This is a genomic window from Streptomyces sp. NPDC048411 (genome assembly GCF_040704695.1).
In the GTDB taxonomy this organism is placed as follows: domain Bacteria; phylum Actinomycetota; class Actinomycetes; order Streptomycetales; family Streptomycetaceae; genus Streptomyces.
The window spans coordinates 1-21743 of record NZ_JBEZKL010000096.1; the positions used below are offsets into that span (position 1 = coordinate 1).

24 protein-coding genes and 1 pseudogene are annotated in these 21743 nt (G+C 70.1%); 8 read left to right on the plus strand and 17 right to left on the minus strand.

The window, feature by feature from the left end; translation table 11 throughout:
• Positions 1 to 184 precede the first annotated feature (184 nt).
• A complete protein-coding gene (locus tag AB0915_RS27445) occupies positions 185 to 1186 on the minus strand; it encodes an aldose epimerase family protein (protein ID WP_366693616.1) in 1002 nt (333 codons plus the stop codon).
• Positions 1187 to 1216: 30 nt separating this feature from the next.
• Entirely contained in the window at positions 1217 to 2134 is a 918-nt protein-coding gene (locus AB0915_RS27450) for an SGNH/GDSL hydrolase family protein (protein WP_366693617.1), read from the minus strand.
• Between the two features lie 349 nt (positions 2135 to 2483).
• On the opposite strand from AB0915_RS27450, the gene AB0915_RS27455 reads away from it, so the two are divergent.
• Positions 2484 to 2978: a DUF3145 domain-containing protein gene (locus AB0915_RS27455; protein WP_327246500.1), complete on the plus strand. Its 495-nt coding sequence runs from the start codon at positions 2484 to 2486 to the stop codon at positions 2976 to 2978.
• A gap of 237 nt (positions 2979 to 3215) precedes the next feature.
• Here AB0915_RS27455 and fabF read toward each other — a convergent pair whose 3' ends face one another.
• The 5 genes from fabF to AB0915_RS27480 form a co-directional block, all read right to left on the minus strand.
• Positions 3216 to 4478: a beta-ketoacyl-ACP synthase II gene (fabF, locus tag AB0915_RS27460; RefSeq protein ID WP_366693618.1), complete on the minus strand. Its 1263-nt coding sequence runs from the start codon at positions 4476 to 4478 to the stop codon at positions 3216 to 3218.
• 77 nt (positions 4479 to 4555) lie between these two features.
• Positions 4556 to 4804 carry an acyl carrier protein gene (locus tag AB0915_RS27465; protein WP_366693619.1) on the minus strand — a complete coding sequence of 83 codons (249 nt, stop codon included), beginning with the start codon at positions 4802 to 4804 and terminating at the stop codon, positions 4556 to 4558.
• A gap of 63 nt (positions 4805 to 4867) precedes the next feature.
• A complete protein-coding gene (locus AB0915_RS27470; protein WP_366693620.1) occupies positions 4868 to 5869 on the minus strand; it encodes a ketoacyl-ACP synthase III in 1002 nt (333 codons plus the stop codon).
• Positions 5870 to 5882: 13 nt separating this feature from the next.
• Positions 5883 to 6797 carry an ACP S-malonyltransferase gene (locus tag AB0915_RS27475; protein WP_366693621.1) on the minus strand — a complete coding sequence of 305 codons (915 nt, stop codon included), beginning with the start codon at positions 6795 to 6797 and terminating at the stop codon, positions 5883 to 5885.
• 89 nt (positions 6798 to 6886) lie between these two features.
• Positions 6887 to 8086, minus strand: coding sequence for a helix-turn-helix domain-containing protein (locus AB0915_RS27480; RefSeq protein WP_366134733.1), 1200 nt, complete (start codon positions 8084 to 8086; stop codon positions 6887 to 6889).
• 121 nt (positions 8087 to 8207) lie between these two features.
• Here AB0915_RS27480 and AB0915_RS27485 point away from each other — a divergent pair, with 121 nt between their 5' ends.
• On the plus strand, positions 8208 to 8864 hold the full coding sequence (locus AB0915_RS27485; RefSeq protein WP_366693622.1) for a pirin family protein: 657 nt from the start codon (positions 8208 to 8210) through the stop codon (positions 8862 to 8864).
• Between the two features lie 124 nt (positions 8865 to 8988).
• Positions 8989 to 9633 carry a dihydrofolate reductase family protein gene (locus AB0915_RS27490; protein ID WP_366693623.1) on the plus strand — a complete coding sequence of 215 codons (645 nt, stop codon included), beginning with the start codon at positions 8989 to 8991 and terminating at the stop codon, positions 9631 to 9633.
• A gap of 159 nt (positions 9634 to 9792) precedes the next feature.
• On the opposite strand, the pseudogene AB0915_RS27495 reads toward AB0915_RS27490, so the two are convergent.
• Positions 9793 to 10388: pseudogene (locus tag AB0915_RS27495) on the minus strand (GNAT family N-acetyltransferase).
• A gap of 327 nt (positions 10389 to 10715) precedes the next feature.
• Here AB0915_RS27495 and AB0915_RS27500 point away from each other — a divergent pair.
• On the plus strand, positions 10716 to 11186 hold the full coding sequence (locus AB0915_RS27500; RefSeq protein WP_366693624.1) for a signal peptidase II: 471 nt from the start codon (positions 10716 to 10718) through the stop codon (positions 11184 to 11186).
• A gap of 151 nt (positions 11187 to 11337) precedes the next feature.
• On the opposite strand, the gene lgt is transcribed toward AB0915_RS27500, so the two are convergent.
• From lgt to AB0915_RS27515, 3 genes are read right to left on the minus strand one after another with little or no spacing between them, the layout of a single operon-like run.
• Positions 11338 to 12243: a prolipoprotein diacylglyceryl transferase gene (gene lgt / locus AB0915_RS27505; protein WP_366693625.1), complete on the minus strand. Its 906-nt coding sequence runs from the start codon at positions 12241 to 12243 to the stop codon at positions 11338 to 11340.
• Positions 12240 to 12923 (minus strand): hypothetical protein, encoded by a 684-nt coding sequence (locus tag AB0915_RS27510; protein ID WP_366693626.1) that lies wholly within the window; start codon positions 12921 to 12923, stop codon positions 12240 to 12242. The genes lgt and AB0915_RS27510 overlap by 4 nt, the downstream gene beginning before the upstream one ends.
• On the minus strand, positions 12920 to 13468 hold the full coding sequence (locus AB0915_RS27515; protein ID WP_366693627.1) for a TetR/AcrR family transcriptional regulator: 549 nt from the start codon (positions 13466 to 13468) through the stop codon (positions 12920 to 12922). Before AB0915_RS27515 ends, AB0915_RS27510 begins: the two co-directional genes overlap by 4 nt.
• A gap of 433 nt (positions 13469 to 13901) precedes the next feature.
• Between AB0915_RS27515 and AB0915_RS27520 the strand changes: the two genes are divergently transcribed.
• On the plus strand, positions 13902 to 14132 hold the full coding sequence (locus tag AB0915_RS27520; protein WP_366693628.1) for a hypothetical protein: 231 nt from the start codon (positions 13902 to 13904) through the stop codon (positions 14130 to 14132).
• 113 nt (positions 14133 to 14245) lie between these two features.
• Here the strand turns inward: AB0915_RS27520 and AB0915_RS27525 are convergent, their stop codons facing one another.
• Entirely contained in the window at positions 14246 to 14512 is a 267-nt protein-coding gene (locus AB0915_RS27525; RefSeq protein WP_366693629.1) for a DUF397 domain-containing protein, read from the minus strand.
• Positions 14472 to 15320 carry a helix-turn-helix transcriptional regulator gene (locus AB0915_RS27530; protein WP_366693630.1) on the minus strand — a complete coding sequence of 283 codons (849 nt, stop codon included), beginning with the start codon at positions 15318 to 15320 and terminating at the stop codon, positions 14472 to 14474. The genes AB0915_RS27525 and AB0915_RS27530 overlap by 41 nt, the downstream gene beginning before the upstream one ends.
• Before the next feature lie 86 nt (positions 15321 to 15406).
• Between AB0915_RS27530 and AB0915_RS27535 the strand changes: the two genes are divergently transcribed.
• Positions 15407 to 15844, plus strand: coding sequence for an ATP-binding protein (locus tag AB0915_RS27535; RefSeq protein ID WP_366693631.1), 438 nt, complete (start codon positions 15407 to 15409; stop codon positions 15842 to 15844).
• Between the two features lie 6 nt (positions 15845 to 15850).
• On the opposite strand, the gene AB0915_RS27540 is transcribed toward AB0915_RS27535, so the two are convergent.
• Positions 15851 to 16672: a serine hydrolase domain-containing protein gene (locus AB0915_RS27540; RefSeq protein ID WP_366693632.1), complete on the minus strand. Its 822-nt coding sequence runs from the start codon at positions 16670 to 16672 to the stop codon at positions 15851 to 15853.
• A gap of 117 nt (positions 16673 to 16789) precedes the next feature.
• Here AB0915_RS27540 and AB0915_RS27545 point away from each other — a divergent pair, with 117 nt between their 5' ends.
• Positions 16790 to 17251 carry a MerR family transcriptional regulator gene (locus AB0915_RS27545; protein ID WP_366693633.1) on the plus strand — a complete coding sequence of 154 codons (462 nt, stop codon included), beginning with the start codon at positions 16790 to 16792 and terminating at the stop codon, positions 17249 to 17251.
• Positions 17251 to 18267, plus strand: a complete 1017-nt coding sequence (locus tag AB0915_RS27550; RefSeq protein ID WP_366693634.1) for an aldo/keto reductase — start codon at positions 17251 to 17253, stop codon at positions 18265 to 18267. The genes AB0915_RS27545 and AB0915_RS27550 overlap by 1 nt, the downstream gene beginning before the upstream one ends.
• Positions 18268 to 18468: 201 nt before the next feature.
• On the opposite strand, the gene AB0915_RS27555 is transcribed toward AB0915_RS27550, so the two are convergent.
• From AB0915_RS27555 to AB0915_RS27565, 3 genes are all read right to left on the minus strand, one after another.
• Positions 18469 to 19428, minus strand: a complete 960-nt coding sequence (locus AB0915_RS27555; protein WP_366693635.1) for a DUF4429 domain-containing protein — start codon at positions 19426 to 19428, stop codon at positions 18469 to 18471.
• A gap of 85 nt (positions 19429 to 19513) precedes the next feature.
• Positions 19514 to 20725 (minus strand): alpha/beta hydrolase, encoded by a 1212-nt coding sequence (locus AB0915_RS27560; RefSeq protein WP_366693636.1) that lies wholly within the window; start codon positions 20723 to 20725, stop codon positions 19514 to 19516.
• 228 nt (positions 20726 to 20953) lie between these two features.
• Entirely contained in the window at positions 20954 to 21640 is a 687-nt protein-coding gene (locus tag AB0915_RS27565) for a TetR/AcrR family transcriptional regulator (RefSeq protein ID WP_366693637.1), read from the minus strand.
• Positions 21641 to 21743 lie beyond the last annotated feature (103 nt).

Consider the following 21743-nt stretch of genomic DNA (forward strand, 5'->3'; position numbering starts at 1 on the left):
CGATCGCAAGGCGGAGGCTCGCCCCGATACTGGGCGCATCGGGGCGAGCCTGACAACGCGGCGAGCGTGCGTGCCAGGCGTCGCCAGGCAGGCGGGACTTTCGAAGCACGCCCTAGCGGCAGCCCCTCGGGCCGGAGAGCCGTGGAGCGGCACCTGACCCCGCTCCGGGGCTCTCCTCATCCGGTCAGCGCACCGAGAACCCGTACACGGTCGTCGACACGTACTCCTCGCCCGGCCGCAGCACCGTGCTCGGGAACTCCGGCCGGTTCGGCGAGTCCGGGAAGTGCTGCGTCTCCAGCGCGATCCCGGCGCAGGGCCGGTACGGCCGCCCGTCGAGGTGGTCGGCGGTGTACAGCTGCATCCCGGGCTCGGTCGTGGTGACGGTCAGGACGCGCCCCGAGCCGGGGTCGCACAGCTCGGCCACCGGACCGTCCACCGCCTCGTCCAGCACGAAGTTGTGGTCGTACCCCGTACCGACCGTCCGTGCCTCACGGAAGTCGAACCGGGTGCCGTCCACCGGCAGCAGCTCGCCCGTGGGAATCGACTCGCCGTCCACGGGGGTGATCCGCCCGGCTGCGATCCGCAGGGTGTGCCCAGCCGCACTGCCGCTGTCGGCGCCGGCCAGATTCCAGTACGTGTGACTGGTCAGGTTCACCACGGTCGGCGCGTCCGTCGTCGCCCGGTACGCGATGCCCAGCGCCCCGTCCTCGTCCAGGGTGTACGCGGCCGAGACCGTCAGCCGCCCTGGGAAGCCCTCCTCGCCGTCCTCCGCGACCAGCGACAGCTCCACGCCGCCCGGGACCTCCCGCGCGTCCCACACGCGCTTGTCGAAGCCGCGGGCCCCGCCGTGCACATGGTTGCGCCCCTCGTTCCGGGTCACCTGGTGGGTCTGCCCGTCGAGCACGAAGGAAGCGCCCGCGATCCGGTTCGCGTACCGCCCGACCAGCACCCCGAAGTAGGGGCCCGAGAACGTCTCGTACGCCGCGAGGTCCGGCAGCCCGAGTGCCACCCCGGCCCGCACGCCGTCCCGTCCGGGCACCTCCACCGACTGCACGATGCCGCCGTACGTCAGGACGCGCACCCGCGTACCGGCCCGTTCCAGCGTCCAGCAGTGGACGGCGGTGCCGTCCGCGAGGGTGCCGAAGAGTTCCGTACGCATCGCCGTGCTGCTCAAACCGGTGTCCATGATCACGGACCTTAGACCACGTGCCGGTGGCTACGCCGGGGGCTTCCGAGCCGTGATATTGCGGTACGCGATCTCGGCGAGCCGGGCCTGGCCGCTCAGCCCCGGATGGAACCAGTCCCACGGGCTGAGCTGTCGGCCGGTGAACCGGTAGTCGAAGACGGCACCGCCGTCGTACCGGCAGCGCAGATCCTTCGCGCACACGTTCCGCAGCACCTCGTTGTACGCCACGACCCGCTCCTGCACCGAGGCTCGGCGCGCCTCGGCCCCGGCGCTCATGTCATCCGCATGGCCCAGCATCGACTTGCAGATGCCCAGCTTCCAGATCTGCTTGCCCAGGGGGTTGTCGCGCCCCGTCGACCAGAGGCGTTTGAGATCCGGCACGCTCGACACGTACACCTGCGCCTTCGGTGCCTTGCTGCGGAGCTGACGCATCGACGCCTCGAACGAGGCCCGGAAGTCCGCCACCGGCGTCATCAGTCCCGCCGAGTCCCGGCAGGCGTCGTTGGCGCCGATCATCACGGTCACCAGGTCCGGCTTCCGCTCCGCCGCGAGGGCCATCTGCTCCGGCAATTGGGCGATCCGGGCCCCGGTCTCGGCGTGGTTCCAACTGTGCGAGGCCGCGCCCGAGGAGCCGAGCAGCCGCACGGCGAGGCTCCGGACCTCGCTGTCCGTGCCGGTCGCCCAGGAGACCTCAGGGCAGTCGGCCAGCACGGAACAGGCGTCGAAACCACGGGTGATGGAGTCCCCGACCGCGGCGACCGACCCTGGACTGGGGTTCCAGACGGGGGAGGGCGTGGCAGACGGGTGGTGCCGCCCGGCGGCGGACCCCTTGGTCGTCGTGTCCGGCCCGGTGTCACAGCCGGCCAGCGCGACCACGGCGATCACCGGAAGCACCGTCAGGACGGTGGCAGTGGTGCGCGAGCGATGGCTCGCGGAACGATTCTGCATCCCTCATGCCCTCCCGTTTATGCCCCGGCAACCCCCGTGGCCCCAGGCGACACGCCCGCGCGCCCTGCCGGGTAAAAGCTCTGCGAATCATGGGCCCAGGACCGACGGTACGTCACACCTCGGGCGCCACCGCACGGTAGCTTTTCCCCGTCGAACCAGTGCCGCGTTCCGCCGCCCGACTCCACTTGGGTGGCTTCGTATCATCACATCACGTCACATACTGTCCCTTTTCCGGAGATTAACTCCCGATGCTGTTTACTGACGACAGCCTCGGGGACCGGTCGAGTAAAGGCGGTACGGGCGCGAGGCCGCTGGGGAAGGCGAACCTCGTCCCACACTGGAGGTCCCGGTGACGACACGTGGAGTTCTGTACGTTCACTCCGCACCGCGCGCGCTCTGCCCACATGTCGAATGGGCGGTGGCGGGTGTCCTCGGTGTGCGGGTTCAGCTCGACTGGATCAGACAGCCGGCCTCGCCCGGCACCTGGCGGTCCGAGTTCTCCTGGAAGGGCGCCGCGGGTACCGCGTCGAAGCTCGCCTCCGCACTGCGGGGGTGGGATCTGCTGCGCTTCGAGGTGACGGCGGAGCCGTGTGCGACGGCGGAGGGCGAGCGGTACAGCTCCACGCCGGAGCTGGGCATCTTCCACGCGGTCACCGGCATGCACGGCGACATCCTGGTTCCGGAGGACCGGCTGCGGGCCGCGCTGGCGCGGTCGGTGCGGGGGGAGACGGAGCTGGAGGCGGAGATCGCCAAACTTCTCGGCAAGCCGTGGGACGACGAGTTGGAGTCGTTCCGGCATGCGGGGGAGGGGGCCCCGGTGCGGTGGCTCCACCAGGTGGTGTGAGGGGCGCCTGCGGCGGGCCTGTTCCCCTGCCGGCCCCTTCCCGAAACCGGGGCTCGGCCCAGGGCCCCGCGTCTCAGAGCCTGCGGCCGGAATCCGGCGCGACACACATCAGCCCCTGCGGCGATTTGAGGAGCGGAGCGCGGGGACAGAGCCCCCCGAAGCGCCCCGCACAGCGGACGAGGCCCGCCTCCCCACTCGGGGGAGGCGGGCCTCGGTGTACCGGGCGCGGGCCGTGGATCAGACGCTGCGGAACGCCAGCACCACGTTGTGCCCTCCGAACCCGAACGAGTTGTTGATCGCGGCGATCGGCCCCTCGGGCAACGGACGGGGCTCATCGCGCACGATGTCCGCATCCACCGCCTCGTCGAGGTTCTCCACGTTGATCGTCGGCGGAGCCATCCGGTGGTGCAGCGCCAGGACCGTCGCAACGGTCTCGATGCCGCCCGCGCCACCGAGCAGGTGACCGGTCATCGACTTCGTCGCGGAGATCGCGACATGGTCGAGGTCGTCGCCCAGGACCTTGCGCAGAGCCTTCAGCTCCGCGACGTCGCCCTGCGGCGTCGACGTGGCGTGCGCGTTGAGGTGCACGACCTCCGACGGCTTGAGATCCGTCTGGTCCAGCAGGTTCTGCATCGCGGCAGCGATCCCGCGCCCGGTCGGCTCGGGCTGGGCGATGTGGTGGGCGTCCGCGGACAGCCCCTGCCCCAGCACCTCGCAGTAGACCTTGGCGCCCCGTGCGGCAGCGTGCTCCGCGGACTCCAGGACCACGACGCCCGCGCCCTCGCCGAGCACGAAGCCGTCACGGCCCGTGTCGTACGGACGAGACGCCTTCTCGGGCTCGTCGTTGTTCTTGGACATCGCCATCATGTTGGCGAACGCCGCGATCGGCAGCGGGTGGATGGCCGCCTCGGTGCCACCGGCGAGCACGACATCGGCGCGGCCGGAGCGGATCATCTCGACGGCGTACCCGATGGCCTCGGCGCCCGACGCACAGGCGGAGACCGGGGTGTGGACACCGGCCTGTGCGTTGATCTCGAGGCCGACGTTGGCCGCCGGGCCGTTCGGCATGAGCATGGGCACGGTGTGCGGGGAGACGCGGCGTACGCCCTTCTCCTTCAGCACGTCGTACTGGTCGAGGAGCGTGATCACACCACCGATACCGGAGGCGATGACCGAGCCGAGCCGGTCGGGCTGGATCTTGTCGTCCTCACCGGCCTTGCCGGTGAAGCCGGCGTCCGCCCACGCCTCGCGGGCCGCGATCAGCGCGAACTGCGCCGAGCGGTCCAGCTTGCGGGCGAGCGGGCGGGGCAGTACGTCGCCCGGGTCGACGGCCGCGAGGGCGGCGATCCGGACGGGCAGTTCGGCGAAACGCTCGCCCTCGAGAGGCTTGACGCCGGAACGACCGGCCATCAGACCTTCCCAGGTCGACGCCGAGTCGCCACCCAGCGGAGTGGTTGCGCCGATACCGGTGACGACCACGGTGCGATTGGTCGAGTTCACTGGAAAATCTTCTCCACGTGTAGAGGGTCGTGAATCAGAGGCGCCACCGCCGGGTGGCGACACACGAGCCGGCTGGATCAGGCCTGGTGCTTCAGGATGTAGTCGGCAGCGTCGCCGACCGTCTTGAGGTTCTTGACGTCCTCGTCCGGGATCTTGACGTCGAAGCGCTCTTCGGCGGCGACGACGACCTCGACCATGGACAGCGAGTCGACGTCCAGGTCGTCGGTGAAGGACTTGTCCAGCTGGACGTCCTCGACCGGGATACCGGCGATCTCGTTGACGATCTCGGCGAGACCGCGGACGATCTCTTCCTGGGTGGCGGCCATGTTGGCGCTCCTTCGATGTATTTCTGCAGGGTACGGACGTCCGGACCGGAAGGTCCGGTGTGCCTAGGGGAGAGTAACGACCGTCGCGGCGTAGACGAGACCCGCCCCGAAGCCGATGACGAGCGCGGTGTCGCCGCTCTTCGCCTGACCGGTCGCCAGAAGCCGCTCCATAGCGAGCGGAATCGAGGCGGCGGAGGTGTTGCCGGTGTTCTCCACATCACGGGCGACCGTGACATGCTCCGGCAGCTTCAGGGTCTTCACCATCGAGTCGATGATCCGCATGTTGGCCTGGTGCGGGATGAAGACGTCCAGGTCTTCCGGGGCGATCCCAGCCGCGTCCAGCGCTTGCTGGGCGACCTTCGCCATCTCGAAGACGGCCCAGCGGAAGACCGCCTGACCCTCCTGCGTGATGGCCGGGAACTTCTCCGGACGCTCGGCGTGGAACTCGTCCCACGCCACGGTCTGCTTGATCGTCTCGGACTTGTCGCCCTCGGAGCCCCAGACCGTCGGGCCTATGGCGGGCACCTTGGAGGGGCCGACGACGACCGCGCCGGCACCGTCGCCGAACAGGAACGCCGTCGCGCGGTCGTGCAGGTCGGTGAGGTCGCTGAGCCGTTCCACGCCGATGACGAGTACGTACTCGGCCGAACCGTCGACGATCAGGCCCTTGGCGAGAGTCAGACCGTAGCCGAACCCGGCGCAGCCGGCGGAGATGTCGAAGGCGGCGGGCTTGCCCGCACCGATCTTGTGGGAGATCTCGGTCGCGATGGCCGGCGTCTGCTTGAAGTGCGAGACGGTGGAGACGATGACGGCGCCGATCTGCTCCGGCGTGATCCCGGCATCGGCGATGGCCTTGCCGGACGCTGCCACGGACATCGCGGCCACGGTCTCCTCCTCGGAGGCCCAGTGGCGGGTGGCGATGCCGGAGCGGGAGCGGATCCACTCGTCGGACGAGTCGATCGTTTCGAGGATCACCTCGTTGGGCACGACGCGGGTCGGACGGTAGCCGCCGACGCCCATGATCCGTGCGTACGGGGTGCCCTGACTGGGCTTGATCTTCGACATGCTCTCGGGCTCCTTAGGCGCCTGCGTGCTCAGCGAGGAGCGCGCGGGCCGCGTCGAGGTCGTCGGGGGTCTTGAGCGCGAGGGTCTGCACCCCGGGCAGCGCCCGCTTGGCGAGACCGGTCAGGGTCCCACCCGGGCAGGCCTCGATGAGCGTCGTGACGCCCAGTTCCTTGAACGTCTCCATGCACAGGTCCCAGCGGACCGGGTTGGCGACCTGGCCGACCAGCCGCGAGATGACCTCGGCGCCGGTGGCGACCGGCTTCCCGTCGGCGTTCGAGACATATGTCACAGTCGGCTCGGAGACCGTCAGTGCCGCGGCGGCCTCGCGGAGCCGGTCGACGGCGGGAGCCATGTGGTGGGTGTGGAAGGCGCCGGCGACCTTGAGGGGCACCACGCGGCGCACGCCCTCGGGCATGTCCTTGGTCAGCGCGGCGATCTGCGCGGCGGTGCCGGCGGCGACGATCTGGCCGCCCCCGTTGACGTTCGCCGGGGTCAGCCCGAGCATCTCCAGGTGAGGGACCGTCACGTCGGGGTCGCCGCCGAGCAGTGCCGCCATGCCGGTCTCCGTGACCGCTGCGGCGTCCGCCATGGCGAGCCCGCGGGTGCGTACGAGACGAAGCGCGGCCTCCTCGTCGAGGACACCGGCGAGCGCCGCCGCGGTGATCTCGCCAACGCTGTGACCCGCGACGACATCGGGCGACGCGGCCAGTGCGGCGGCGGACAGCAGGCCCGCGGCGACCAGCAGCGGCTGAGCCACCGCGGTGTCACGGATCTCGTCCGCGTCGGCCTTCGTGCCGTAGTGGGCAAGGTCGAGCCCGATGGCGTCGGACCAGGCCGCGACGCGGTCGGAGGCACCGGGGAGGTCGAGCCAGGGAGTCAGGAAGCCGGGCGTCTGAGCGCCTTGGCCGGGAGCGACGAGTACGAGCACCCTCACACTCTCTCTTGTGAACGGTCCTGAACGCCCGTGGGGACAGGGACGAAGAACCGTAGGGGGAATTGTTGATGTCCGACAAAAGTTTAGGACTGGGTATCCCTGTCGGCCAGACGCCCCAGAATCAGGGCGATTCGCAGCGTGAACGCCGAGCGGACATCGGAGGGTGACCACCCGGTGACGTCTGTCACACGTCGAAGCCGGTAGCGCACGGTGTTGGGGTGCACGAACAGCATCCGGGCCGCGCCTTCCAGGCTGCTCGCCTGCTCCAGATACACGCTCAGTGTCTCCAGCAGCGCCGAGCCCGCTTCCTCCAGCGGTCTGTAGATCTCCTCCACCAACTGGTCACGCGCGGCGGGGTCGCCCGCAATGGCGCGCTCCGGCAGCAGGTCGTCCGCCAGAACCGGCCGCGGTGCGTCCTGCCAGGCACCGCACGCCTTGAGCCCGGCGGCGGCGGCCTGGGCGGACCGGGTGGCCGCCAGCAGGTCGGGCACCACGGGCCCGGCGACGACCGGGCCGGCCGCGTACGGGCCGATCAACGCCTTCGCGACGTGCAGCGGGTTGTCGCTGCCGCCCGCGATGACGACCAGACGGCTGCCGAGCACTCCGGTGAGGACCTGGAGTTTGGCGTGGCGGGCGGCGCGCCGGATCGCCTCGACGGTCAGTTCGCTGTCGCCGTCGGGGGCCGTACCGAGGATCACGCACACATGCTCGGGGGAGTTCCAGCCGAGCGCGGCGGCCCGGGAGACGGCGCCCTCGTCGGCCTCCCCGGACAGCACCGCGTTCACCACGAGCGATTCCAGCCGGGCGTCCCAGGCGCCGCGCGCCTCGGCCGCCTGCGCGTACACCTGGGCGGTCGCGAAGGCGATCTCCCGCGCGTAGACGAGCAGCGCCTCGCGCAGCAGCGACTCGTCGCCGGGCGCGGCGACCTCCTCGATCGCGGCCTCCATGACCTCGATCGTCGTGCGCACCATCTCGACGGTCTGGCGTAGTGTGATCGCCCGGGTCAGCTCGCGCGGAGCCGTACCGAACACATCGGTGGAGATGGCCTGCGGCGTCTCCGGGTGCCGGAACCACTCGGTGAAGGCGGCGATTCCGGCCTGGGCCACCAGGCCGATCCAGGACCGGTTCTCCGGTGGCATCGCCCGGTACCAGGGCAGCGACTCGTCCATGCGGGCGATCGCGTTCGCGGCCAGTCGGCCGGAGGACTGCTCCAGCCGCTTCAGGGTCGCGGCATGCAGGTGGGCGTCATTCGCAGCAGGCTGCTCAGGATCGGGTCGGGGCACGGAGACAAGACTGCCTTATCGGGCCGCGGGCACGGTGGGCCGGGGCTACCGCGGGTCGTCATGTCGAGTAGCGGACTGCCGGCCGGGACGCAGGGGCGCCGGGCCGGGCTACCGTGGACCCGTGATTTCCGTACAGCGCGCGGACGACCGGTACACGGGCGGGGACGAGGCCGTCGGCATCCTGTCCCGGCACGCTTTCTCCTTCGGCTCCTTCTACGACCCGGACAACCTGCGCTTCGACGCGATCCTGGCCTGTAACGAGGAGCGACTGGCGCCCGGCGCGGGCTTCGACGAACACCCGCACAGCCACACGGAGATCGTCACCTGGGTCGTCGAGGGCGAGCTGACCCACCGCGATTCGGCCGGCCACGCGACCGTCGTGCGGGCCGGGGACCTCCAGCACCTCAGCGCCGCGGCCGGGGTACGCCACGTCGAACGCAACGACGGAGACGTTCCGCTGACGTTCCTGCAGATGTGGCTGTCCCCGCTCTCCCCGGGCGGCGAACCCTCGTACACGATCGTCTCCGGCATCGCCGACTCCACCCCGTACGCCCTCCCGGAAGCCGGTGCGATGCTGCACGTGCGCAGGCTGGGCGAGGGGGAGCGCGCGGCGGTGCCGGACGCGGCGCGGGTGTATGTCCATGTGGTGGCCGGGGGCGTGCGGATCGGCGACGAGGAGCTTGGGCCGGGCGACTCGGCGCGGATCGCTGAGGAGGAGGGGCTGGAGCTGGTGGCGGCCGGGACAGCCGAGGTGCTTATCTGGGAACTGTCGGCCTGAGCCGGGAGGGCCATGGGCGGCCCGGATTCCGATCGGTCGCGGAGGCGGCGATGAGTTTTGCCGACCCGAAGAGTCTCATCGCTGAAGAGTCTCATCACTGTTGTCGACGACGCAGGAGGAACGTATGGCCCAGCTGCTGAGAGTCCAGAACTTCAATGTTTCCAGTGACGGAATCGGGGCTGGTGAAGACCAGAGCTTCGAGAGTCCGTTCGGCCACGTCGATCCCGAGAGGCTGTTCGCCTGGGCCGGTGCGACGGCGAGCTGGCCCATGCGCACCGACCCCGGGGGCAGCCGGGGCCTCGACGACTACTTCACCCGGGACTACGCGCACAACATCGGCGCCGAGATCATGGGCCGCAACAAGTTCGGGCCCCAGCGCGGGCCCTGGAACGACCACGAGTGGCGCGGCTGGTGGGGCGACGAGCCCCCGTTCCGCACCCCGGTGTTCGTCATGACCCACCACACACGTCCTTCGTACACGCTGTCCGACACCACGTTCCACTTCGTCGACGGCGACCCGGCCACGGTCCTCCAGCAGGCGCGGGAGGCGGCCGAGGGCAAGGACGTCCGACTCGGTGGCGGAGCTACCACCATCAGGCAGTTCCTTGACGCCGACCTCGTCGACACCCTGCATGTGGCGGTCTCGCCGGTGAAGCTCGGATCCGGAGTACGGCTCTGGGAGTCACCCGATGAGCTGCTCGACCGGTACCACCTGGACGTGGTGCCCAGCCCGAGTGGCGTGACGCACCACCTGTTCTGGCGGAAGTGACGAGAGCCCGCTCGGGGATGCCGGCGCGACCCGCGAGGGCGTTCCGGTGAATGAGGGTGAATGACTGCGTGGTTGCGGGCGGGACACCGGCACGGGCCGTGGTTCTCGTCCGCAACCACCGCACCGCCGTGGGCGGCGGGCCCACTCGTCGGCGAAGCGCTACTGGCCCGTGTCCCGGCGCCACATCGACCACATCGGCGGCCCGGCCCGGCCCGGAACGTCATTTCCTCCCGCACGGTGAAGCCGTGCCGTTGGTAGAAGGTCAGGTTGCGGCGGTTGCTCGACTCCAGAAACACCGGCCGCCCGTCCGCGTCCGCCTGCCCCAGCAGCCCGCCGAGCACCTGGGACCCGCGCCCCGTGCCGCGCGCATCCGCGTGGGTTCCGATGTACTCGACGTACCAGTGCGCGGGGTCGGCCGGGTGGCGGTGCTCCAGCGCGAGCAACCGCATTGCGGTCCGGGGCAGTTGGGCCCGGCCCGCCCTCAGGAGCGTGCTCGCGTTGCGCAGCAGATAGCTCACCGGCAGCTTCCACTGCCCGGGCTCCGCCCACACCGCCGCCACCGTGCGGTCCGGATCGGTCCACACCCGGCCCGCCGGGACCTGCTGCGCCAGATGCGCGGCGAACAGCAGCCGCAGCCGCCGGTCCCGGTCGTGCGGCATCAGCCAGGACCAGACGGGGTCCTCGGCGTAGGCACTGGCGAGCACGGAGGCGAGCGCCGGGACGTCGGAGACGGTAGCGCGGACTATGTCGGCCATGGCCGAGGAGGGTAGCGGTTCCCGGGGTGCCGAACTCCATCCCACTCGAGTGATCGGCGCAATCGTCGGCTCAGGCGTGCGTACCTGTGCCGGTGACACCGGTGACGTCCCCATCGTTCACCCCCTGATCGCCGGACTCGAACAGCTGGAGCAGCTATGGGAACGATCGTGGACGGCACCACTGACAGTCCGACGGGGCTTCGTCCGGGAAAAGCTGGAAGATGCCTCAGGAGGGGCCGATAGTCTCAGGGAATTCTGGTTCGGACATCGCAACGCACGGAGGCCCTGATGATGCGGTTGGAGCGGGGTTCAGGCCGACGGTACAGCATGATGCTCATGCTGGCGGCGGTGGTCCTGCTCGTGGACCAGCTCACCAAGATGTGGGCGGTCTCCGCGCTGTCCGACAGCGAGCGCGTCGCCGTGGTCCCCCCTCTGATCCACTTCCGGCTGCTGTACAACCCCGGCGCCGCGTTCTCCATCGGCACGGGGGCGACATGGGTGTTCACCTTGGCGGCGGCAGCGGCAGTGGTCGGCATCCTCTACACCGCACGCCGCCTGGCCTCTGCGGGCTGGGCGCTTGTGCTGGGCGCGCTGCTCGGCGGTGCGGTGTCCCACCTGGGCGACCGGCTCTTCCGCGAGCCCGGGGTGGCCCGCGGGCATGTTGTGGACTTCATCGACTACGGCCCGTTCGTGGGTAACGTCGCCGACATCGCGCTCGCCTGCGGGTGCGTCGCGTTGGTGCTGCTCAGCCTGCGTGGTGTGGAGCTCGCCAAGGTACCGGGCGAAGAATCCGCCTGACCCGGCACTGGCCCCACATGATCTCGGCATCTCCAACCGCGCTCCGCAGCGCGGACTCGTCCATCAGACAGAAGCGTTCGGCACCGGCCCGTACTCAGCACGGGGCCCCAGGCGAGCCGGGTGGCCCGGGCCCGTGGTGGCGCTGACGGTCTCACCTGTCATCGTGCGTCGCTCCTCCTGTTTTGACCGCGACGTCCGGGCGCGGCTCGCCGGCCCTCTCGTTGCGGCCCTCGTCCTTCGGTCGCGACACGTCCTCGATGCCCGGATGGCGGCGGGCCGATACGACGAGGCAGGCGATGGCGCCGAGGAAGACCACGACGGAGGTCCAGTTGTTCAGGCGCAGGCCGAGCAACGTGTGGGACTCGTCGATGCGCAGGTACTCGCTCCAGAACCGGCCGGCCGTGTAGGCGGCGACGTACAGGGCGAAGGTCCTGCCGTGACCGAGCGCGAACCGGCGGCCCGCCCAGAGGACCAGTGCGGCGACGCCGATGTCCCAGAGGGACTCGTAGAGGAAGGTGGGGTGGTACGTCGCGATGTCGAGCGTGCCGGACGGACGGTGCGCGCGGTCGATCTCCAGGCCCCAGGGGAGCGTGGTGGGGCGGCCGTAGAGTTCCTGGTTGAACCAGTTGCCCCAGCGGCCGACCGCCTGGGCCAGGGCTATGCCGGGGGCGACCGCGTCCGCGAAGGCGGGGAAGGGGATGCGGTGGCGACGGCAGCCGATCCACGCGCCGACCCCGCCCAGGGCGATGGCACCCCAGATACCGAGCCCGCCCTCCCACACGTACAGCGCTCGGATCGGCTCGCCGCGTTCGCCGAAATACGCGTCGGGGGTGGTGATCACGTGGTACAGCCGTCCACCGGCGAGACCGAACGGCACTGCCCAGATGGTGACGTCCGCGATCACGCCCTGATCCCCGCCGCGCGCAACCCAGCGCCGGTTGCCCAGCCAGACGGCCACGAACACGCCCAGGATGATGCAGAAGGCGTACGCCCTCAACGGAACCGGGCCAAGGTGAAGAACCCCGGTCGAGGGACTGGGAAGGTAGGCGAGATTCATGGTCGCTCCGTTTCACTCACTGCCCGACGAGGCAGGCGTCCGAGGGCTGCGCCGAGTGCGGCGATCCAGATCAGGAGCAAGGGCAGTGAGATGAATGCCGTCGGGGTCAGGGCAGTGGACAGGAGCAGGTATCCGATGCCGGACGCGGTAATCGTGGCGGCGAGGGCCCAGCCGATGACGACCTCCCAACGCCGCAACAGCGCGCCGTGCCGGGAGGCCGCACAGGCAGCCGCGGCGAGCACGGCGAACGCGAACATCTTGACACCGTCCACACGCTGAATCGCCTCGAACAGTGTGCCGGTCCTGCCCGGTGACGCCGGATCAGCTCCAGACACCGCGATCAGCTCCATGACGAGTTGCACGCATGCGAGCGCCCCCGCGACTCTCCCGGCCCATCCGGCCGAGCGAGCCGCAGTGTTGTCGGTTCGGCGGGCCCGGTCGAGCAGTCCGGATCCGACGACGAGCAGGGCGGCAGCTGCCACACCGTGGACGAGCAGCGCCTGGGCGACAACCTGGACCGGCCGGTCGGCGTACGCGGTCGTGATCCCGGCGTGTGTGTCACCGACTTCGGGTGTGGCTCCCCATGCGGCGGCGAGCCCGAGAATCCAAGCCGCGGCGTGTACGTATCCGGCGGCGCGGGCGGTGATGCCGGTAGCGGGCTCTTCGGCGATTGTGGTCATGCGATGTCCTCCCGGGTCTTGTCCCGGATTGCCTGGGCGAACGCATCGCAGCCGGTGCGCCATGCGGCGTCCAGGTCTGCGCCGGGCGGGAAGCGGCCGTCGAGTTCGAGCACGACCATGCCGTGCGCGAATGCCCAGAGCGAGCGCGCGATGTGAATGTCGCCGTGCACCGCGTTGGCCAACGGCGTCGCCGCGCGATCTTCGAGCCCTTCGGGAAGCGCGGCGCGGGCGAGCGGCCGACCATGAGTGATGCGGTAGAGGTGCGGGTTGGCGAGAGCGTGACGGCGGTAGGCACGGGCGAGCACGAGCAGGGGCGGTTCGACGCCGATCTCGGCTTCGGCGGCCTCCAGTTCCTCAGCCAGCTGGGTCATCCCCTGCAGCTGGAGTCCGGCCTCGACAGCGGCCTTGTCAGGAAAGTGCTTGTACAAGGAAGGCGCCCGGATGCCGACACGCTCGGCGATGCGCCGCATCGACAACGCATCCGGACCTTCGGCGTCGAGCAGTTCCCGGGCGGCGGCCATGATCTGCTGCGCGCGGTCAGCCACGGCGCTCCTTCCCGGGAACCGTCATCGCCCCGGAGAGGAGCGCCGGCGCCTTCCATGTATCACGGAAGGGCCGGGTCGGGACACTGCTGCACAGGGTGCTGCCGGCTGTGGTGGTGTTCACTGCAGCCCTCTCACGTTGTGACTGACCGACGTGGCTAACGATGTTAGCCGCGTGGCGCCAAACTACGGCTACCGGCGTTAGCCGTCAAGCCTGGAGGGTGCCGAATCCCGACCTGCCGAGCCTCAACATCCGTACCCGTTCGACGAGTTCTCTCTGATTGGCCGTCAACCCCGTTCGCGGCAAAGGATTCGTGCCGAGGCGTGGCGCCGGCCCAGGGAGGAAGGCGCCGACCTGCTGAGCGCCGACCTTGGCGTCGTCCCGGGCTGCGAGGTCGGCGGCCACGCTCCGTGGAGCTTCTCCGACCCGTTCCCCATGGCCTGCCCCGAGTGCGGCTCGGGCGTCCGCCCGCTGCTCACCATCGACGGCAGCGACTGGGGCGGTGGCAGTGGGAGCTGGCGACCGGTCGAGGATGCCGACTACACCGGCCTGCACTTCCTCGGCCCGGCCCGTGCCACGCAGCTCAACATCGGCCGTGGCCACAGCCTGCAGTTGTACGTGTGCACCGCTTCCTACGGCCACCCGCACGTGCAGAACATGCAGTGACATGACGCATGCTGCCCGTGGCGGCACGCGTCACGGGGGAGCGGAAGGGGGCCCGGGACGACCACGGATGGTCGTCCCGAGCCCCCTTTCGTCACACAGGGCTTCCGGTGACGTCAGCGGAGCCCGTCCACGAAGCTCTGCCAGGCGTCGGCCCCGACGGTCAGGACGGGGCCGTCGGGGTTCTTGCTGTCGCGGACGGGGACGGTGCAGGGGAGGCCGTCGGCCACCTCGACGCAGTCACCGCCGGTGTTTCCGCTGTAGCTGAACTTACGCCAGGCCGCGCCGCCGGTCACAGTGCACTCGACGCAGTCGCCGCCGGTGCTTCCGCTGTAACTCGACTTACGCCACCGCGCGTTCTTCAGGTTGGGACCGGTCTCCATAACGCTCCTCCATCACGCGGGTGATCAGGGCCGCGGAGTCCTCGACGGAGAGGGCGGCGGTCTGCAAATGAGCGTATCGGAGTGCGGCCTCTCTGAGGGTGTCGGGATTGGCGGTCATATGGCCGGAGACGATGTCCTCCGTGTAGACGATGTCGGGGTCGTCGTCGAAGCGTAGGAGATTGAACGCGCCGTCCAGGCTTGCGTGTTGACCGGCCGCGAAGGGCATTACCTGGATCCGCATCCACCGGTGGTCGACGTACTCCAACAGGCGAGCGAGTTGGTTCCGCATGACCTCACGGCCTCCTATCGGCCGGTGCAGCACCGCCTCGTCGAGAATCGCCCAGGCGAGCGGCGGCCGTTCCCGCTCCAGGATGCGCTGGCGTTCCATCCGGGCCGCCAGTAGCCCGTCGAGATCGTCCGGCATGCCGGTGGCCAGGACCGCCCGCGCATACCCCTCCGTCTGCAACAGCCCGTACACCAACTGCGCCTGGTACGTGGAGATGTACGCGGCGCACGACTCCATCTCGGCGTACGGCTGGAACCAGGTCGGCAGCTGGCTGCGCAGGACCAGGCCGACGAGGCGAGAGAACACGCCGCCCGTGCCGAGTGCCGCGTCCACCCGCTCGGAGAAGTCGCGGGTGGGTAGCTTCCTCGTGGTCTCGATCTGGCCGATCAGGGAGCCGGTGCAGAAGATGATGTCGCCGAGCTGCCCCTGTTTGAGGTTGTGGGCCTCTCTCTGGCGGCGCAGTTCCCACCCGTAGTAGTCCAACGGGGAAGCGCTGGGATCGAGAGTCTGGATGTTGGCCACGGCGGGGGCACCTCCGGCGTTCAACGCCTCACGGCGTTCGTTTCCGTACGTAGCCGAGCGTAATCAACCCACTGCATGCTGGTGACATGAATCACGTACTTGATCCGAGCGCTGGAGATGCGGTGGAGGCGACCTACCGCGCCGACTTCGCGATCGGTGAGCACTCGGCCAGGCATCTGCGCCGCATCCTGCGGCTCTACCTCACCGGCTGGGATCTCCTCGATGTGGCCGACGCGGCGGAGTTGGCGCTCACCGAACTGATCGCCAATGTCGTACGGCACGTCCCCGGCCGCCGGTGTCAGACGCTCATCTTCCTGCTCCCGGTCCGGGGCGTGCGCGTCGAGGTCGCGGACGGCTGCCCGGAACTGCCCCGCGCGAGCATGGGCGATGCACTCGACGAGGGCGGGAGAGGGCTGGTCCTCGTCGATGCCGTCACCGGCCGCTGGGGCGCGGAACCGCACCGCGACGGCCGTGGCAAGACGGTCTGGTTCGAGTGTCTGGCCACGAAAGCGGCCGACCGGTGATGCTTCTCAGTGGCCGGAGCGGAGCTCCGCGAGCACCGCGTCCGTGAACGGCGGCCACACCTCCACCGCCCACGGGCCGAAGGCGCGGTCGGTGAGCGCGACGCACGCCGCTCCGGCCGCCGGGTCGATCCACAGGAACGTCCCGGACTGCCCGAAGTGCCCGAAGGTCGCAGGCGACGAAGAACCGCCCGTCCAGTGCGGCGACTTGTGGTCCCGGATCTCGAAGCCGAGCCCCCAGTCGTTGGGGTTCTGGTGGCCGTAACCGGGCAGCACGCCCTTCAGGCCGGGGTGGACGACGGTCTGCGCGGCCAGCACCGTGCGCGGGTCGAGCAGTCGTGGCGTCTGCACCTCTGCCGCGAACCGCGCCAGATCGTCGATGGTCGATATGCCGTCCTTGGCGGGCGAGCCGTCCACCGTCGTCGACGTCATCCCGAGCGGTTCCAGCACCGCCTGGCGCACATACTCCGGGAACGGGATGTCGGTGGCCTTGGCGATGTGGTCGCCGAGGACCTCGAAGCCCGCGTTGGAGTAGAGCCGCCGGGTGCCGGGGGCGGCCGTCGTCCGGTGCTCGTCGAAGGCGAGCCCGCTGGTGTGCGCGAGCAGATGCCGGACGGTGGAGCCCTCGGGCCCGGCCGGCTCGTCGAGCTCGACCGCGCCCTCCTCGTATGCCACGAGCGCCGCATAGGCCGCGATCGGCTTGGTGACGGAGGCGAGCGGGAAGCGGTGCGCGGTCGGGCCGTGCGTACCGACGACGGTGCCGTCCGCTCGTACGACGGCCGCCGCCGCGGTGGGGACGGGCCAGTTGTCGATCATCGCCAGGCTCTGCATACGTATGAGCCTAAAGGGCCGTCCTGCACGGCTCGGAGGGGGTGGCGCGGCCGCCGCCGAAATCCGTCCCCGTTCGCGCTTGCTTAGAGTGCACTCCAAGGTTCTAGCGTGGAGGGCATGACGGTGATGGAGAGCACTTCCGTGAAGGTGGACGTCTGCGCCTCGGCCTCGCAGGCGCATCCGCGCCCCGAGGGCCAGGACCGCTACACCATCAGTGAGGTCGCCGCCTTCACCGGGCTCACCGCGCACACCCTGCGCTGGTACGAGCGCATCGGGCTGATGCCGCACGTCGACCGGTCCCACACCGGTCAGCGCCGCTTCACCAATCGCGACCTGGACTGGCTGGCCTTCGTCGGCAAGCTGCGGCTGACCGGGATGCCGGTCGCCGACATGGTCCGGTACGCGGAGCTGCTGCGCGAGGGCGAGCACACCTTCGAGGAACGGCAGGAGCTGCTGGAGGCGACCCGCCGCGACGTGAGGACGCGGATCGCGGAGCTCCAGGACACCCTCGCCGTCCTCGACCACAAGATCGACTTCTATGCGAGTGCCCGACGGGCGCCGGAAAGGCCTTGCGGCTGATGACTGACAACAAGATCGACACCGTGGAACTCGGGAACGGCGGCCCGCGGGTGGGCGTGCAGGGACTCGGCTGCATGGGAATGAGCGAGTTCTACGGGGACACCGACGAGGCCGCCGCCCGGGACACCCTGGACGCGGCGCTGGAGGCCGGCGTCACACTCTTCGATACCGCGGACATCTACGGCAGCGGCGCCAACGAGACGTTCCTCGCCCCGTTCGTCGGGGCGCACCGCGACGAGATCACGCTCGCCACGAAGTTCGCCATCGAGCGCAGGGACGACGACCCGCAGTACCGGGCGGTGCGCAACGACCCCGCGTACATCCGCCGGGCCGTCGAGGACAGCCTGCGCAGGCTCGGCACCGACGTCATCGACCTGTACTACATGCACCGCCGGGACCCGGCCGTCCCGCTGGCCGAGTCCGTCGGCGCGATGGCCGAGCTGGTCCAGCAGGGCAAGGTCAAGCAGCTCGGGCTGAGCGAGGTCACCGGCGCGGAACTGCGCGAGGCGTACGCCGTGCACCCGATCGCCGCCCTGCAGTCCGAGTGGTCGCTGTTCAGCCGGGACGTCGAGCGCAGCGCCGTGCCCGCGGCGGTCGAGCTCGGAGTGACCTTCGTGCCGTACTCGCCGCTCGGCCGCGGCTTCCTGACCGGAGCGTTCGCCGACGCCGCCAAGGATCTGTCCAAGGGCGACTTCCGCCAGTACCAGCCCCGCTTCACCGGCGACAACGCGAAGGCGAACGCCGCCCTGCTGGAGCCCGTCCACAAGATCGCGGCGGCGCACGGGGCGACGGCCGCGCAGGTGGCACTCGCCTGGGTGCAGCAGCGTGCCGAGGTGCACGGGTTGACCGTGGTGCCGATCCCCGGCACCCGCAAGCGCAGCCGGCTGCTGGAGAACGTCGGGGCGACCCGGCTCACCCTCACGCCGGAGGAGCTGGCCGTGCTGGAGCCGATCGCCGGCCTGGTCGCAGGGGACCGCTACCCGGACATGAGCTCGACGTCGGCGGCGCGCGAGTAACGGCGGCGGCGCGGGCCGGCCCCGCTACGCGATCCCCGGCGCGAACACGGCGAACCCCGCCCCTGTTCGGCGGGGTTCGCCCGTGTTCCGGCCTGCCATGGCGCCTCGAAGCGGCGCGCTCACCGGGGGCGATGAGCACCAGCAGCCCGGCGAACACCCGCATCCACTGATCCGGTCGCGTGGCAGGATCGACGCCCGCCGCTACAGCTCCGCGAGCAGCTGGGCCTTCTTCGCGCTGAACTCGTCGTCCGTCACGAGTCCCGCCCGGTGGAGTTCCCCGAGGTGCCGGATCCGCTCGGCGATGTCCGCCGGATCGCGGCGCCCCGCGCCCGCCAGGACGGTGGTTGCCGCCACGGGTGCGGACTGGTTCCTGCGTACGGATTCCAGGACGGCGGCGGCGAACGGCAGCGACTCGTGCACCGGGCCGTAGCCGAGCCCGAAGATCACCGCGGCGGGGTCCTGATCGGCCTGGGTGGGCCGCGGGGTCATTGCCTGCGGGCCGGGTGCGGCGTCCGTACGGGGCGCCCCGTCCTCCGCGGCCGCATCCGCTTCCGCGCCCGCCACGGAAACCGCACTCCCGGCGCCTCGCGGGACCAGCCGCAGGTAGCCGTCGAACGCCTCGGGCGACCGCCACTCGACCCCGCACAGCTCGGTGACCGGAAACGTCTGGTCGCCGGCCTTCCACTTCGCCGTGGAGGCACCCGTCCAGGACCAGCGGAAGGAGATCCGGTCCCCGTCGAAGCTGGCCCGGCCGTCGTACGCCTTGAACTGCATCGGCGCCTCGGGGGCCGCGACCATGAAACGTTCGGCGGGCTCCCCCGCGTCCGCTCCGAGCAGTGCGCGCAGCTCGTCCGCGTAGTACTCGGCGAGCGTCTCGCGTTCGGCGGGCAGCACCAGCCGGTACGGATCGCAGCCGTCCTTCAACTGCCCTGCCGCAGCCTCCAGCAGGGGATCGGCACCGGGCCTCGGCACCGCATGCAGCACCACCGTGCCCCGCTTGCCCGGAGTCAGCGTCACCGACGACAACGCCGCGTGCGGAATGCGGCGTTCACGCAGGCTCTGGAAGAGCTTCGGCGTGCGAATACTCCGTTCGAAGCGTATGAGCACGGAATCGGTGTCGAACTCCCAGGTGGCATGAATTCCCGCCAGCACATCACCCATGTGCCTCATCGTATGCGGCACTTGCCCGCACGTCCCCCCTCGGCGTATGCCGCAATTCATGCTTCCTTGCGGCTCTTTACGCGCGTCACATGCCTTCGGCGCCGGAAATTCCCTTGTGGCAGGCGCTGTCGGCGCTCGCACAGGTCACCGAGCCGTAGGCACCCACGCCGATGGCGGCGAAGTTGCGGAGGCTCTCGGTGCCCGGCACGAAATAGCCGCTGTGCCCGTTGGCGTCGCCCGCCGAGACGACACGCGCGCCGAAGCCGCGGTCCACCGGATCGGCCCCGTGGCCGAGCCCGCCGACCTCCATGTTCGGTACGTCCTGGATCCAGTCGTTGCGGTCCCGCATCGCCCAGACGGCGGCCGAGGTGTGCAGCTGCGCCGCGTGTTCCACCCGCATGCCGGGGCTGCCTGCGACCGCGATGTCGGTGACCCGGGACGGCAGTTCTTCCGCGGCGACACCGCACAGCACGGACCCGTAGCTGTGACAGAACAGCGAGACCTTTGACGTGCCGGGCAGCGCGCCGACGAGCGCGTTGAGCCGGACCGCGCCGCGCGCGGCGAGGTTCCCCAGGGCAGCGTCCATACCGATGCCGGCGGGCGCGGTGTAGTCGGCCCAGGCGATGACGGCGGTCCGGGTGCCGGGGCGGGCGGCGCGCTCCGCCGCGTACAGCGACTTCGCCATGCCGACGGGGGCGGCGTCGACCTTCGGCCCGGTCCGCTCCAGCGTCAGCAGATTGGTGTCGACACCGGGCACGACCATCGAGATCCGCTCGGCCTTGTCCAGGTCACCGAACACCTCGGCGGCTCGGCCCTTCCCGGACGGGTCGAAGGCCAGGAAATGCCGGCCGTGGGCCAGCATCGACCCGAAGCGCTCCATCCGGCGCAGCGCCTCGGCGCGGCCGTCCGGGGAGAGCCTGACGTCATGCATGCGCCGCCGCTCGACCGCCCGCGCCTGAACCAGGGCCCGCCGGTTGGCGTGGTAGCGCAGGGTGACCGGGGCGCCGTTCAAATTGCCGACGACCAACGGGTACCTGTCGGCGAGCGCGGTCCGCTGCGCGGCGGTGAGCGTGGCGAAGAACTGCGCCAGCCGGTACGGCGGTGCATCGGCGTCCGGGAGAGGGCGACCCGCTATCCGTCCCCGCGCCCAGGAGGCGAGTGCGATGTCGCGTGGCTCGTGGGAGGGTTGGTGACGTACGGCTGTCCAGCCGGTGGTCGCCAGCATCACGAACACGACCGCGACGGCGAGCAGTGCGCGCCATGCGGTGAGCGTGGGGGAGGAGTCGAAGGAAGTCACTCCGGCCCACATTAGGAGACGCGCGACGACCACTGTGAACCGGGTGACACACATCACTCGCTTGCAGGGAATTGGGGCGGGTTTCCCTCACGCTCCGTGCGCACGTCCGGTACGCTCCGACGGATTTCGCGCCGCTCCCGTCCTGCTCGGGCTGGTTGTGGTACGGCAGTTGTGAAGTCCGTCATGCTCCGATATGAGGTGTTCGGCACATGGCCGGGGCGGAGCCGACTATTCGGCGGAAGGTGCGGGCGCGGGTTCGACCGGCGTATGCCAGTTCCCCGCGAGCGCCGGGACCAGTTGATCCAGATAGTTCTCGGTCAGCGCGCGCAGCGACTCCACACTCGTGTCCTGCCCCTGCCCCCACAGCTGCCCGGTCACCCGCATCACGCCGCAGAACGCGGCGACGGCGACCCGCGGTCGCGGATCCGTCCGGATGTCGAGGCTCTCGCGCCTGGCGATCACCTCGGTTATCTCGGTCTCCAGGTCGAGGCTGCGCCGCAGGTGGGCCGCGAGCAGGCAAGGGGTCGACTCGATCATCCGGTACGTACGCATGTGGAGTTCGACCGTGACGGTCTCCTCGATCGCCTCGCCGATGCTGTTCCAGGTGCGCAGGGCCGCGCTGCGCATTGCCTCGAAAGGGGCTTCCGCCGCGGGTCGTCGACGCAGCTCGGAGAGGAAGTGCGACTCCATCAGATCCTGGATGGCGAAGACGGTCTCCTCCTTGCCGGCGAAATGGCGGAAGAAGGTGCGCTGGGAGACCTCGACGGCGTCGACGATCTCGTCGACGGTGGTCGCGTCGTACCCCTGGGTGGTGAAGAGGTCGAGGGCGGCGTGCAGCAGGGCGTCCCGGGTGCGTCGCTTCTTGCGTTCCCGCAGCCCGGTCGGTTGCTCTGCGGCGCGCCCGACATCGGTCACTGAGTGGTCCTCTTTCTGTCTCTTTGGCCAGCTCAGGGTACCTGTGAGCTACATGACAGTTACTGGCTTGTGAAATGGTTTGTCAACTGTCAGCGGCTGACAC